Source organism: Pseudoalteromonas phenolica, from assembly GCF_001444405.1.
Lineage (GTDB): Bacteria > Pseudomonadota > Gammaproteobacteria > Enterobacterales > Alteromonadaceae > Pseudoalteromonas > Pseudoalteromonas phenolica.
Genome location: NZ_CP013187.1, coordinates 204,350 through 217,908 on the forward strand (window position 1 = coordinate 204,350; position 13,559 = coordinate 217,908).

12 protein-coding genes and 1 tRNA gene are annotated in these 13,559 nt (G+C 43.2%); 10 read left to right on the forward strand and 3 right to left on the reverse strand.

The features are described from left to right. Window positions 1–33: 33 nt before the first annotated feature. Genes cysN through cysG form a run of 3 tightly spaced genes read right to left on the reverse strand, consistent with a single transcriptional unit; the run spans window position 34 to window position 3,807 of the window. The gene (gene cysN, locus PP2015_RS00970; protein ID WP_058028503.1) at window positions 34–1,449 is read right to left on the reverse strand and encodes a sulfate adenylyltransferase subunit CysN; all 1,416 of its coding nucleotides are present in this window, start codon (window positions 1,447–1,449) and stop codon (window positions 34–36) included. Further along, on the reverse strand, window positions 1,449–2,348 hold the full coding sequence (gene cysD, locus PP2015_RS00975; protein ID WP_058028504.1) for a sulfate adenylyltransferase subunit CysD: 900 nt from the start codon (window positions 2,346–2,348) through the stop codon (window positions 1,449–1,451). Before cysD ends, cysN begins: the two co-directional genes overlap by 1 nt. Before the next feature lie 37 nt (window positions 2,349–2,385). Then, window positions 2,386–3,807, reverse strand: a complete 1,422-nt coding sequence (cysG, locus tag PP2015_RS00980; protein ID WP_058031503.1) for a siroheme synthase CysG — start codon at window positions 3,805–3,807, stop codon at window positions 2,386–2,388. 338 nt (window positions 3,808–4,145) lie between these two features. Between cysG and deoC the strand changes: the two genes are divergently transcribed. From deoC to rpoB, 10 genes are all read left to right on the forward strand, one after another. After that, the gene (gene deoC, locus PP2015_RS00985) at window positions 4,146–4,889 is read left to right on the forward strand and encodes a deoxyribose-phosphate aldolase (RefSeq protein ID WP_058028505.1); all 744 of its coding nucleotides are present in this window, start codon (window positions 4,146–4,148) and stop codon (window positions 4,887–4,889) included. Continuing rightward, complete coding sequence (locus tag PP2015_RS00990) at window positions 4,882–5,382, forward strand: hypothetical protein (RefSeq protein ID WP_058028506.1); 501 nt, start codon at window positions 4,882–4,884, stop codon at window positions 5,380–5,382. The genes deoC and PP2015_RS00990 overlap by 8 nt, the downstream gene beginning before the upstream one ends. A 142-nt stretch (window positions 5,383–5,524) precedes the next feature. Then, a tRNA-Trp gene (locus PP2015_RS00995) sits at window positions 5,525–5,601 on the forward strand. 132 nt (window positions 5,602–5,733) lie between these two features. Next, the gene (secE, locus tag PP2015_RS01000; protein WP_058028507.1) at window positions 5,734–6,111 is read left to right on the forward strand and encodes a preprotein translocase subunit SecE; all 378 of its coding nucleotides are present in this window, start codon (window positions 5,734–5,736) and stop codon (window positions 6,109–6,111) included. A 4-nt stretch (window positions 6,112–6,115) separates the two neighbouring features. Next, entirely contained in the window at window positions 6,116–6,673 is a 558-nt protein-coding gene (gene nusG, locus PP2015_RS01005; RefSeq protein WP_058028508.1) for a transcription termination/antitermination protein NusG, read from the forward strand. Between the two features lie 162 nt (window positions 6,674–6,835). Next, window positions 6,836–7,264, forward strand: a complete 429-nt coding sequence (gene rplK / locus PP2015_RS01010; RefSeq protein WP_010387320.1) for a 50S ribosomal protein L11 — start codon at window positions 6,836–6,838, stop codon at window positions 7,262–7,264. 6 nt (window positions 7,265–7,270) lie between these two features. Next, entirely contained in the window at window positions 7,271–7,975 is a 705-nt protein-coding gene (gene rplA, locus PP2015_RS01015; RefSeq protein WP_058028509.1) for a 50S ribosomal protein L1, read from the forward strand. A 332-nt stretch (window positions 7,976–8,307) separates the two neighbouring features. Next, on the forward strand, window positions 8,308–8,802 hold the full coding sequence (gene rplJ, locus PP2015_RS01020; RefSeq protein WP_058028510.1) for a 50S ribosomal protein L10: 495 nt from the start codon (window positions 8,308–8,310) through the stop codon (window positions 8,800–8,802). 77 nt (window positions 8,803–8,879) lie between these two features. Then, a complete protein-coding gene (rplL, locus tag PP2015_RS01025; protein ID WP_058028511.1) occupies window positions 8,880–9,242 on the forward strand; it encodes a 50S ribosomal protein L7/L12 in 363 nt (120 codons plus the stop codon). A 263-nt stretch (window positions 9,243–9,505) separates the two neighbouring features. Next, complete coding sequence (gene rpoB / locus PP2015_RS01030; protein WP_058028512.1) at window positions 9,506–13,531, forward strand: DNA-directed RNA polymerase subunit beta; 4,026 nt, start codon at window positions 9,506–9,508, stop codon at window positions 13,529–13,531. Window positions 13,532–13,559 lie beyond the last annotated feature (28 nt).

Genomic DNA, 13,559 nt, shown 5'->3' on the forward strand with positions numbered 1-13,559 from the left:
TAGCTTTAGCTCCACATAACAGGCATAAACAGCTTATTTAAGCTTGGTAATATCAAGCGCTTGCCAGTGCGGGAAGTGCTTGCGAACTAGGGCATTAAACTCAACTTCAAAGTCGCTAAACTCTGAGTTTTGTGTTGCTTGCTCTGAAAGTAATGCTTCAATCATGCCTGCACCAATCGTCAGGTTTGATAGACGGTCGATCAGAATGAATGCGCCAGTTTCGTGGTTGTTGCGATATACATCAGCCACAATGCTTTCAGTCAGCTCCAGCGTCACAATCGCAATTTCGTTTAACTGCAGGCTGTCAGCTTGACCTTGCTCTAAGGTGTTTACATCAATGGTATGGTCAATCTTCTTCACGATAGCAGCAGTGTTTTTGCTACCTAGCTTGAAGTTATAACTCTTACCTAGTACTAATGGCTCTTCGTGCATCCAGACAAGTTTTGCTTGTACTTGGTTTGTTACAGCAGCTGTTGAGTCAGCAGGCACGATCACATCACCACGGCTTACATCAACTTCATCGTTTAATGTAATTGTGAATGCTTGACCTGTTTGCGCTTGCTCTAAGTTACCGTCAAAGGTCACGAGCTCTTTGATGCTAGATTGCTTGCCAGATGGTAATACCTTTACCGCTTGACCAACTGTTAGTGAGCCCGATGTTAACGTGCCCTGGAAGCCACGGAAATCAAGGTTAGGACGCACAACATACTGGACAGGGAAGCGTGCTTCAAAGTCTGTGTTTGCTTGTGCTGCTGGAGAATCTTCAAGTAGTTCAAGCAATGGCTTATCTGTGTAATACGGTGTGTGCTCAGAACGCGTTACGACGTTGTCACCTTTAAGCGCCGACATAGGCACAAACTTGATGTCAGATACGTTTAACTGCTCAGCAAACTTCAAGTAGTCAGCTTTGATTTTTTCAAATACGGCTTCGTCAAAGTCCACGATGTCCATCTTGTTGATGGCAACAACGAACTGCTTGATACCTAATGAATCACAGATAAAGCTATGACGCTTAGTTTGAATTTGCACACCGTAGCGCGCATCAACTAAGATGATAGCCAAGTCACTCGTAGACGCACCCGTTACCATGTTACGTGTGTATTGCTCGTGTCCTGGTGTGTCCGCAATGATGAATTTACGCTTCGCCGTCGAGAAATAACGGTACGCAACATCAATGGTAATACCTTGCTCACGCTCTGCTTGTAGACCGTCAACCAGCAGTGCTAAGTCTAGCTCTTCACCTGCGTTACCCACTTTTTCGTTGTCTTTATGAAGTGCTGCTAGCTGATCTTCATAAATTTGGTGACTGTCGTGTAATAGACGACCGATAAGCGTTGATTTACCGTCATCTACGCTACCACAAGTCATCATGCGTAAAAGGCTTTTGTCTTGTTGGCGCGCTAGATAAGCGTCGATACCTAATTCTCTTACTTCATTTGCCGTAGACATTAGAAATACCCCTCACGTTTTTTCTTCTCCATTGAACCTGATGAATCATGGTCAATTACTCGGCCTTCACGCTCAGAAGAGGTAGAAAGCAACATTTCTTCGATGATGCCAGTCAGAGTGTTTGCTTCTGACTCAACCGCACCAGTTAGTGGGTAACAGCCTAACGTACGGAAACGCACTGATTTCATCTCAGGCACTTCGCCTTCGTTTAATGGCATACGCTCATCGTCAACCATGATTAACGTACCGTCGCGCTCAACAACTGGACGCTTTTCAGAAAGGTACAATGGTACGATTTCGATATTTTCTTGGTAGATGTATTGCCAAATGTCTAGCTCAGTCCAGTTAGACAGTGGGAATACACGGATTGATTCGCCTGGGTTAACCTGACCGTTGTAGGTGTTCCAAAGCTCAGGACGTTGGTTTTTAGGATCCCAGCGGTGATGCTTGTCACGGAATGAATACACACGCTCTTTTGCACGCGACTTTTCTTCGTCACGACGCGCACCACCAAAAGCAGCATCAAAGCCGTATTTGTCTAGTGCTTGTTTTAAGCCTTGTGTTTTCATCACGTCAGTGTGCTTTGCTGAACCGTGCGTAAACGGACCCACACCCATGGCGATGCCTTCTGGGTTTTTGTGGACGATTAAGTCAAAGTTATATTCTTTTGCTAAGCGGTCACGGAATTCGATCATCTCGCGGAATTTCCAATCTGTGTCTACGTGTAGTAGAGGGAAAGGAATTTTCGCTGGGAAGAATGCTTTACGCGCTAAGTGTAAAAGTACCGATGAGTCTTTACCGATAGAGTAAAGCATCACTGGGTTTTCAAACTCGGCTGCGACTTCGCGAATAATCTTTATACTTTCAGCTTCTAATTGCTGAAGGTGTGTTAAAGCCATTGTCGTCGTCCTACTTAAAAATTAAAAAATAAAATCGTTACGCCACATCGGTCAGTGGCTGAGCAAAACTGCTGATCTGTGCACTTTGCCCAAACCAAGCTAACTCTTCATGTAAAGCAGCTACTTCTCCGATGATCAGTAGTGCTGGTGAGACAATCTCATGTGCCTCAATTTGTTCGGCCAATTGACCTAATTCGGTTCTAACAACGCGTTGATTCTTACGGGTACCATTTTCAACGATTGCAACTGGAGTATTAGCACTGCGGCCGTGTTCAAGTAATTTAGCCTGAATATGCGGTGATTTGATCACACCCATATAAATTGCCAATGTTTGGTTAGGCTTAGCAAGCCCTTGCCAATCTAGTTCTTGGCCGTCTTTTTTACAGTGACCCGTCACAAACTGAATCGCTTGTGCATGATCTCTGTGCGTCAAAGGAATACCTGCATAAGCACTACAGCCAGCTGCGGCAGTAATGCCCGGTACGATTTGATAACGTACATCATGGGCTTTCAGTACTTGTACTTCTTCCCCACCACGGCCGTAAATAAATGGATCACCACCTTTAATACGGCAAACCTTTTTGCCTTGTTTCGCAAGGTCGACCAACATTTGATTGGTGTCTTCTTGCTTAACACTGTGGTAGTTAAGGCGTTTACCGACACAAATTAAATCTGCATCGCGACGTACTAAATCCATAATCTCATCAGAGACGAGGTAGTCATACACCACAACATCAGCTTGTTGCATAAGCTGTAACGCTTTAAGTGTTAGTAGCTCAGGATCACCAGGACCTGCACCAATCACATATACTTCGCCTTCTGGCTCAGCTTTAGCGTCGAGCATTTCGTGTAGCTGTTCGGTCGCAGCCTCGGTATCGCCTACCTGTACTTTACTCACCACACTTGAATCGAACACGCTTTCCCAAAACTGGCGGCGATCGGCAAAATGTTTAAAGCGTGCCTTCACTTTATCTCTGAAGCTACCTACTAAGGTTGCTAATGGGCCAATGTGCTGAGGAATAAGGGTTTCTAACTTCTCTCGCAAACGTCTAGCTAAGACTGGTGCAGTGCCTGCACTTGAAATTGCGATGGTGATTGGATCACGGTCAACAATAGACGGGAAAATAAATGAGCACTTAGGCTGGTCGTCTACCACGTTGACGAAAATATTATGCTGGTTTGCCAATTCAAATACGGTGTTATTAACAGACTCAACATCAGTAGCCGCAATAACAAGCATTTTGCCTGCAAGATGTGACTCATTAAAATAGTCTTTAATTAACGTAACTTCGCCATCTTGCTCGGCTTCGAGTAACTCTTGGCAGAATTCAGGGGCCACAATCGTTACATCCGCACGTGCTTTTAAAAACGCACGCGCCTTACGAAGAGCAACATCACCGCCGCCGACAACCAGCACCGGTTTGTTATCAAGTTTGGTAAAGATTGGTAAGTACTGCACCATTTGCCCCTTAATTATATTCACATTCTGCTATTTTTATCGTGCAGAACATCACAGAGCAGCAGAATATAGCGGCTTTGAAACAGGAAAAAATAATTAAAACCTAGTCTATATAACTAAAAGTTATAGTAGGTGGTTTAATTTGGTTTAAGGCTTTATTTACAAGCCCTTGAGCTAAGTTTTAGCTGTATAATTTAGCTTATTATGTTTGGTTATGAGATATGCTAAACAGATAAATTTGATTTTGAGCAGAGTCTTTAGCGGACAAATGCCCTAGGATTGAGGCAATACATTCACTTAACTATGGTGAATGACTTACACATACACGGGAAAGCACAATGACAATACAACAAGATGCAGCACAAGCATTGTCCTTAATGGACCTCACATCCTTAAATGAAAACGATACAGAGCAATCTATATTAGCATTGCTTGATAGTGTACGTCCTGAGATAGGTCTACCAGCTGCCATTTGCGTTTATTCTCGATTTGTTGATTTAGTAAAAAAAGAACTGAGACGAAGAAACTGGCAGTCTGTAAAAGTTGCAACAGTGACAAATTTTTATGGTGGCGAACAGTCATTAGACTCGGTGCTTAATGAAACAAAACAAGCTTTATTAGACGGGGCTGACGAAATTGATTTAGTAATCCCATATAGAGAAGTGATACAGGGCGAGCTAAAGAATGCTAAGTTGTATGTGCAAAAAAGCAAGCAGCTATGCGCTCAGTATGGGGCTTGTTTAAAAGTGATCATAGAAAGTGGTGAGCTAAAAGCGCCTGAGCTTATTCGAAAAGCAAGTACCTTAGCGATAGAAGCGGGTGCAGACTTTATTAAAACAAGTACCGGCAAAGTGCCTGTTAATGCCACTTTAGAAACAACTGAAATTATGCTTGATGCAATTAAAGCGTCAGGACGAGAAGTGGGCTTTAAAGCTGCTGGAGGAGTAAGAACAGTGAATGATGCGAGTGCTTACTTACGACTTGCTGAACAAAAACTTGAATGTAGTAGTTTGACGCCATCGCAATTCAGATTCGGCGCATCAGGCTTATTAAAAGATATTCATAACATTTTAGATGCATAGATATAGCGAGCAAGAAAAAATAGAACTTGAGCATGAAGCTGCTAAGTTATTTTTAAGATGTTACGAAAAGGCGTATGGCACCCCTATGCGCCATATTTGGCATAATGAACCCCGAAAACCTGATGTCAGCTGTTATCAAGGCGGTCAAAAACTCGACATTGAAGTTGCGCATTTGTATGCCAGTGAAACCGAGGCCATGGCAGTTCTTGGTAGACCACTCTCGTTATCTATGCAACGGGAGTTAGCTGTGATGTCGCAAGAACCGTCTGAACAGCAACTCAAAGTGGCATTAGGACGGTTATTGAATCAAAAAGCCAAGAAAAAATATCAGTCAGAGCGGACATGGTTGTTGATCCGTAACGCCAGCCCGATTTGGCACTACAATGATTTTAAAAACGTGCAGGCACAATTAAGCTTTCCTGATATCCATCCATTTGAGCAGATCTGGTTATTGTGTGATTTTCATCATGGAGAGCTGTTACAGTTGGCATAATCGTTAAAATGCGCGAGTATTTTTGCTTGATTTATAACCATTGTTGGCGTGAGATTGTCGCAAGATTTGACAAAATTAAAATTTGCGCATCTTTTACTCTTGTTTTCGCTTTGTTCGTCAGTATAATGGGCATCCACTTTGCAGGGGCGTAGTTCCAATTGGTAGAACAGCGGTCTCCAAAACCGATGGTTGCGGGTTCGAGTCCTGCCGCCCCTGCCAATTCATACAGCTAGTCTAAACCTAAAATAATGTGGCCGTTCAATGAACCTCTCGCTTATTTGTAGATTTGGATTAATGGATTTACCCTGCCATATGCAGGGTCGTTGTGTCTGTATTTAAGGTAAATTTTTTATGAGCACGAATGTAGAAACTCCGTCAAACTCGATGGATACGGTTAAGTGGCTAGTATCAATTGCATTGCTATTAGGTGCAGTGGTAGGTAATTACATGTACGCTGACCTATCTGTGTTAGTGCGTGCGGTAGGTGTTGTTGTTGCAGTAGCAGCCGCTTTAGGTCTACTGGCAACTACTGAAAAAGGTCGTACTTTTATTGCTTTTGCAAAAGAGTCTAGAATTGAAGTACGCAAGGTTGTTTGGCCAACGCGTCAAGAAACAACGCATACAACTTTTATCGTAATGCTAGCAACAGTGGTAATGGCGTTAATCCTTTGGGGTTTAGACGGCATTTTATTCCGTATTGTTGGCTTTTTAACTGGATTGGAGATCTGATCCCATGTCGGATGAGAACAAAGAAAAGAAATTACGCTGGTACGTAATTCAAGCGTTTTCGGGTTTCGAAAAGCGCGTTGCTCAAACAATTATTGAGCACATTAAGATCGAAGGCTTAGAAGATAGCTTTGGTGAAGTACTAGTCCCTACTGAAGAAGTAGTTGAAATGCGTGCTGGTCAAAAGCGCAAATCTGAGCGTAAGTTCTTCCCAGGTTATGTTCTAGTTGAAATGGACATGAACGATGCAAGCTGGCACTTAGTAAACAGCACGCCACGTGTAATGGGCTTCATTGGTGGTACGTCTGATCGTCCAGCACCAATCAGCAAAAAAGAAGCTGATCGTATTCTTAACCGTATTCAAGAAAATGCTGAAGCGCCTAAGCCAGCAACACTATTTGAAGTGGGTGAAGTGGTACGTGTAAACGATGGTCCATTTGCATACTTCAGTGGTGTAGTTGAAGAGGTTGATTATGAGAAGAGCCGCTTAAAAGTGTCTGTTCTTATCTTCGGTCGTTCTACACCTGTTGACCTAGAATTTGGTCAAGTAGAAAAAGACAAATAATTTCTTTTCGAAGAGATTGAAAAAGGCCGCTGGTTAATCTATAATCAGCGGCCTTTTGTTATCTGGTATAGCAAAAGCACAGATTTTTTTAATTTGGGAAGCCGCTTGAGTACGCGTCCTCGCGCGCACAAGGCAAAGACCCAACTAACGAGGTTATTTAAAATGGCAAAGAAAGTTGAAGCTCTAATCAAGCTACAAGTTGCTGCTGGTATGGCTAATCCTAGTCCTCCAGTAGGTCCTGCACTAGGTCAACACGGTGTAAACATCATGGAATTCTGTAAAGCGTTCAACGCACGTACAGAGTCTATCGAGAAAGGCGCTCCGGTTCCTGTAATCATCTCTGTTTACAACGACCGTTCATTCACTTTCGACATGAAAACTCCACCTGCTTCTTACCTTCTTAAGAAAGCAGCTGGTATCAAGTCTGGTTCTGGCCGTCCTAACACAGAAAAAGTTGGTACAGTAACACGTGCTCAACTAGAAGAGATCGTTGAGACTAAACGTCCTGATCTTACTGCTGCTGATATGGATGCAGCTGTACGCACGATTGCAGGTTCTGCACGTGCAATGGGCTTGAATGTAGAAGGGTAATTGAGAATGGCTAAATTAACTAAGCGTATGCGCGTAATCCGCGAAAAAGTTGACGTAACTAAAGAGTACGAAATCAACGAAGCTGTTGCTCTTCTTAAAGAACTAGCTACTGCTAAATTCACTGAAAGTGTTGACGTTGCTGTTAACCTTGGTATCGATGCACGTAAATCTGACCAAAACGTTCGTGGTGCAACTGTACTTCCAAACGGTACTGGCCGTGAAGTTCGCGTTGCTGTATTCACAGCTGGCGCAAACGCTGAAGCTGCTAAAGAAGCGGGTGCTGATTTAGTAGGTATGGAAGAGCTTGCTGAGCAAGTTAAGAAAGGCGAAATGAACTTTGACGTTGTTGTTGCTTCTCCAGATGCAATGCGCGTTGTTGGTCAACTAGGTCAAATCCTAGGTCCACGTGGTCTTATGCCTAACCCTAAAACTGGTACTGTAACACCTAACGTTGCAGAAGCAGTTAAAAATGCTAAAGCTGGTCAGGTTCGTTACCGTAACGACAAGAACGGTATCGTTCACACGACTATCGGTAAAGTTGACTTCACTGCTGAACAGCTACAACAAAACCTTGAAGCACTACTTGTTGCACTTAAGAAGGCTAAGCCTTCTCAAGCGAAAGGTACTTACTTGAAGAAAGTAAGCATCTCAACAACTATGGGCGCAGGTGTTGCTGTTGACCAAGCTACTCTAAACACGCAAGTAGCGTAATTTAGAAATTAGCATTTACATGGCGTAAAATTTGAACTATAATTTTGCGCCATTTCGTTGAGAATGTGTTCTCTAACGAAGTAAAGAATTCGGGTTGAAGCGCATAATTTCGTGTATTGTTAACCAGTTGGTCTACAATCAAACGATAAATTGCGTTTCCGTCCAAGACCGTAGGTGGTGAAAGCCTTAATAATTCCTACGTAGACGGTGTGAATCCCAGCTAGATTTTCCTAATCTTCTGGCTCTCGCCGTAAAAAGCACCTCAGCAATTTTGTTGAGGTAAGAGTAGAACTGAAAACCATTAGGTTTTTAATTAACCAGGAGTAACACCCATGGCTTTAAACCTTCAAGACAAGAAAGCAATTGTTGCTGAAGTTAATGAAGTTGCCAAAGGTGCTCTATCTGCAGTAGTTGCAGATTCTCGTGGTGTGACAGTTGATGCTATCACTGCTCTTCGTAAAGAAGCTCGTGAAGCAGGCGTTTGGATGAAGGTTGTTCGTAACACCCTAGCTAAACGTGCTGTTGAAGGTACTGATTATGAGTGTCTTAACGAGTCTCTAGTAGGCCCAAGCCTAATCGCTTTCTCTTCAGAGCACCCTGGTGCTGCTGCGCGTATCTTCTCAGATTTCGCGAAAAAGAATGAGCTATTCGAGCTTAAGTCTGCTGCATTCGAAGGCAATATCGTTGACGTAGATATGCTTGCTAAGCTACCTACTTACGACGAAGCTGTTGCACGCTTAATGAGCGCTATGAAAGAAGCGTCTGCTGGCAAATTGTGTAAAACAATTGAAGCAGTTCGCGTTAAGAAAGAAGAAGAAGCTGCTTAATTTTAAGCCTATATTCACTTTCTCATTTAAAAATTTTTTTGAACCTCATGGGTTCGTAATTAATTAGGAAATTTACAATGTCTGTAACTAAAGACCAAATCCTTGACGCGATTGCTGAAATGTCAGTAATGGAAGTTGTTGAACTAGTTGAAGCAATGGAAGAAAAGTTCGGCGTAACTGCAGCTGCTGCTGTTGTTGCTGCTGGTCCAGCTGAAGCTGCTGAAGAAAAGACTGAGTTCGACGTAATCCTAGCTGCTGCTGGCGGTAACAAAGTTGCTGCTATCAAAGCTGTACGTGGTGCAACTGGTCTTGGCCTTAAAGAAGCAAAAGCTCTTGTTGAGTCTGCTCCTGCGCCAATCAAAGAAGCTGTTTCTAAAGAAGAAGCTGAAGCACTTAAGAAAGATCTTGAAGAAGCTGGTGCTGAAGTTGAGATCAAGTAATCTAGCTACGGCTAGGTTCGCTGCCTGAGCAATCAGGCAAGGGCTGGTGATTATTTAATCACCGGCCCTTTTGCGCTCTAGTATGATCATATTTACTAGACGCAAAAAACTCTAAATTTCACTTTTATTTCAATAACTTAAGTTTTTGCTAATAGCAGTGGCATTTAGTGCAACAATGAGATGTTGTTATCATGGCTTAGATGCCAGTAATGCTGTTCTTACAAGAACAGGTTGGGTCAAAGATCAGCAAGCTGAGGAACCCCATGGCTTACTCTTATTCTGAAAAGAAACGTATCCGTAAGGATTTTGGTAAACGTCCACAAGTTTTGGATATACCTTTCTTACTGTCTACACAGTTAGAATCGTTCAAAAAATTCTTGAATCCTGACGCTGTAGGCGACTATGGACTGGAAGCTGCATTCCGCTCTGTTTTCCCTATTAAAAGCTACTCGGGTAATTCTGAGCTCCAATACGTAAGTTACCGTATTGGCGAGCCAGTATTCGATGTAAAAGAATGTCAAATTCGCGGCGTGACTTATTCTGCTCCACTTCGCGTGAAATTACGTCTTGTGCTAATGGATAAAGAAGCACCAGGCACAGTTAAAGACATTAAAGAGCAAGAAGTTTACATGGGCGAAATCCCGCTCATGACCGATACCGGTACTTTTGTAATCAATGGTACAGAGCGTGTTATCGTTTCTCAGCTACACCGTTCACCTGGTGTATTCTTTGATAACGACCGTGGTAAGTCACACTCTTCAGGTAAAGTACTTTATAACGCACGTGTTATTCCTTACCGTGGTTCATGGTTAGACTTTGAATTTGATGTAAAAGATAACCTTTATGTACGTATCGACCGCCGTCGTAAGTTACCGGCGTCTATTATTCTACGTGCTTTAGAGTTTACATCTGAAGAGATCTTAGCAATGTTCTTCGAAACGACAACGTTCGAAGTTGCTAACGGTAAAGTATTAATGGAGCTTGTTCCTTCACGTCTCCGTGGTGAAACAGCTGCATTTGATATTAAAGACAAAGACGGTGACGTGATCGTTGAAGCCGGTCGTCGTGTTACTGCTCGTCATATCAAGACTCTTGAAAAGAAAGAAATTACACAACTTGAAGTACCACACGAGTACATCATTGGTCGTGTAGTAGCTAAAAACTACATCGATGAGTCGACTGGTGAAATCATCGCAGAAGCGAATGCTGAACTTTCACTAGAGCTAATGGCTGAGCTTGTTAAAGCAGGTCACGCACAAATCGACACACTTTACATCAATGATGTAGACAGTGGTGCATACATTTCAGATACACTACGTATCGATTCTTCTACAAACCGTTTAGAAGCGCTTGTAGAAATCTACCGTATGATGCGCCCTGGTGAGCCACCAACGAAAGACGCTGCAGAAGCTTTATTCGAAAATTTATTCTTCACTGAAGAGCGTTATGACCTATCAACTGTAGGTCGTATGAAGTTCAATAGCCGTGTAGGTTATGATTCAGATACAGGCCCAGGTACACTGAGCAAAGAAGACATCGTTTCAGTAATGAAAGTATTGATCGATATTCGTAACGGTAAAGGCGAAGTGGACGATATCGACCACCTAGGTAACCGTCGTATCCGTTCTGTAGGTGAAATGGCTGAAAACCAATTCCGTGTTGGTTTAGTTCGTGTTGAACGTGCTGTTCGTGAGCGTTTAAGCTTAGGTGATCTTGACAATGTAATGCCTCAAGACCTAATCAACGCAAAACCTATTTCAGCAGCAGTTAAAGAATTCTTTGGTTCTTCACAGCTGTCACAGTTCATGGACCAAAACAACCCGCTTTCAGAAGTAACGCACAAGCGTCGTATTTCTGCATTAGGTCCGGGTGGTCTTACACGTGAACGTGCAGGCTTCGAAGTTCGAGACGTACACGTAACACACTACGGTCGTGTTTGTCCTATCGAAACACCTGAAGGTCCAAACATCGGTCTAATCAACTCACTTTCTACATACGCACGTACTAACGATTATGGTTTCTTAGAAACACCATATCGTAAAGTTGTTGATGGTGTAGTAAGCGATGAAGTTGATTACCTATCAGCTATCGAAGAAGGCCAATTCGTAATCGCACAGGCGAACACGAACCTGAACGACAGCAATGAATTTATTGATGAGTTAATCCCATGTCGTCACAAAGGTGAATCGACATTTATGGGTCGTGATGACATCCAATATATGGACGTATCACCTCAACAGGTTATCTCAGTTGCAGCAGCACTAATCCCATTCCTAGAACACGATGATGCTAACCGTGCACTAATGGGATCGAACATGCAACGTCAAGCAGTACCAACACTACGCGCTGATAAGCCGTTAGTAGGTACAGGTATCGAGCGTACACTAGCAAAAGATTCTGGTGTAACAATCGTTGCTAAGCGTGGCGGTGTTGTTAAATATGCTGACGCAAGCCGTATCGTAGTTAACGTAAATGAAGAAGAGCGCATCCCAGGTGAAGCGGGTATCGACATTTACAACTTAACTAAATATACACGTTCTAACCAAAACACGTGTATCAACCAGAAACCTACCTGTATGGTTGGTGAGCCGGTTGTACGTGGTGACGTATTAGCAGATGGTCCTTCGACTGACTTAGGTGACTTAGCACTAGGTCAAAACCTTCGCGTGGCATTCATGCCATGGAATGGTTATAACTTCGAGGATTCAATCTTACTATCTGAGAACGTTGTAAAAGAAGATCGTCTAACAACAATCCACATCCAAGAACTTCAGTGTATCGCACGTGATACTAAGCTTGGTCCTGAAGAGATCACAGCTGATATTCCAAATGTAGGTGAGTCTGCACTTGGTAAACTGGATGAGTCTGGTGTTGTTTACATCGGTGCAGAAGTAAAAGGTGGCGACATCCTTGTAGGTAAAGTAACACCTAAAGGCGAAACGCAACTTACTCCTGAAGAAAAGCTACTACGTGCTATCTTCGGTGAAAAAGCATCTGATGTTAAAGACAGCTCACTACGCGTACCAAACTCTGTAACTGGTACTGTCATTGACGTACAAGTATTCACTCGTGACGGCGTTGAAAAAGACAAGCGTGCGTTAGAAGTTGAAGAAATGCAGCTTCGTGAAGCGAAGAAAGACTTTAACGAAGAGTTCAGAATCCTTGAAGGCGGTATCTTAACACGCGTACGTACATTACTAGTACAAGCGGGTCTAAGTGAAGAGAAAGTAGCTGAATTAAGCACTGACAAGCTACTAACTCAGAGCCTTGCTGATGAACAGCAACAAGCTGATCTTGAGCAACTAGCTGCACAGTACGATGAGCTTAAAGCTGAGTACGACAAGAAGTTTGAAAACAAACGTCGCAAGATCACTCAAGGTGATGACTTAGCACCAGGCGTACTTAAGATTGTTAAAGTATACCTAGCTGTTAAACGTCGTATCCAACCGGGTGATAAGATGGCTGGTCGTCACGGTAACAAAGGTGTTATCTCGACAATCGTACCAGTAGAAGATATGCCATACGATGATAAAGGTCGTACAGTAGATATCGTACTTAACCCGCTGGGTGTACCATCTCGTATGAACATCGGTCAGATCTTAGAAACACACATGGGTCTGGCTGCACGTGGTATCGGTGAAACGCTAGAAGAGATGATGAAAGAGCAGCGTGAAATTCACGAAATGCGCGATTTCATTGCAAAAGCTTACGCAGTAGGTGATTGCCGTCAGAAAGTTGATATTGCTAGCTTCTCTGATGATGAAGTTCGTCGTCTTGCGAACAACCTGAAAGGTGGTCTACCTATCGCGACTCCAGCATTCGATGGTGCTCGTGAATCAGAGATTAAAGACCTTCTTGAGCTAGGTGGTTACCCACGTAGCGGTCAGGTAACGCTATATGATGGTCGTACTGGTGATGCGTTTGAGCGTCAAGTAACCGTTGGTTACATGTATATGCTGAAACTAAACCACTTAGTAGACGACAAGATGCACGCGCGTTCTACTGGTTCTTACAGCCTAGTAACTCAGCAGCCGCTGGGTGGTAAGGCACAGTTCGGTGGTCAGAGATTCGGTGAGATGGAGGTATGGGCATTAGAAGCATACGGTGCTGCCTATACACTTCAAGAGATGCTGACAGTTAAGTCAGATGACGTAAATGGTCGTACTAAGATGTATAAGAACATCGTTGATGGTAACCACAAGATGGAACCAGGTATGCCAGAGTCATTCAACGTATTGTTGAAAGAAATCCGCTCACTAGGTATCAACATCGAGTTGGAAGAAAATTAATCCGACAGCCGCAGCTAAGCTGCGGCTC

Excerpts from the sequence above, each read along its gene's own strand:
- cysN (WP_058028503.1), bottom strand. The coding sequence starts at position 1,449 with ATGTCTACGGCAAATGAAGTAAGAGAATTAGGTATCGACGCTTATCTA.
- cysD (WP_058028504.1), bottom strand. The coding sequence starts at position 2,348 with ATGGCTTTAACACACCTTCAGCAATTAGAAGCTGAAAGTATAAAGATT.
- deoC (WP_058028505.1), top strand. The coding sequence starts at position 4,146 with ATGACAATACAACAAGATGCAGCACAAGCATTGTCCTTAATGGACCTC.
- PP2015_RS00990 (WP_058028506.1), top strand. The coding sequence starts at position 4,882 with ATGCATAGATATAGCGAGCAAGAAAAAATAGAACTTGAGCATGAAGCT.
- secE (WP_058028507.1), top strand. The coding sequence starts at position 5,734 with ATGAGCACGAATGTAGAAACTCCGTCAAACTCGATGGATACGGTTAAG.
- nusG (WP_058028508.1), top strand. The coding sequence starts at position 6,116 with ATGTCGGATGAGAACAAAGAAAAGAAATTACGCTGGTACGTAATTCAA.
- rplK (WP_010387320.1), top strand. The coding sequence starts at position 6,836 with ATGGCAAAGAAAGTTGAAGCTCTAATCAAGCTACAAGTTGCTGCTGGT.
- rplA (WP_058028509.1), top strand. The coding sequence starts at position 7,271 with ATGGCTAAATTAACTAAGCGTATGCGCGTAATCCGCGAAAAAGTTGAC.
- rplJ (WP_058028510.1), top strand. The coding sequence starts at position 8,308 with ATGGCTTTAAACCTTCAAGACAAGAAAGCAATTGTTGCTGAAGTTAAT.
- rplL (WP_058028511.1), top strand. The coding sequence starts at position 8,880 with ATGTCTGTAACTAAAGACCAAATCCTTGACGCGATTGCTGAAATGTCA.
- rpoB (WP_058028512.1), top strand. The coding sequence starts at position 9,506 with ATGGCTTACTCTTATTCTGAAAAGAAACGTATCCGTAAGGATTTTGGT.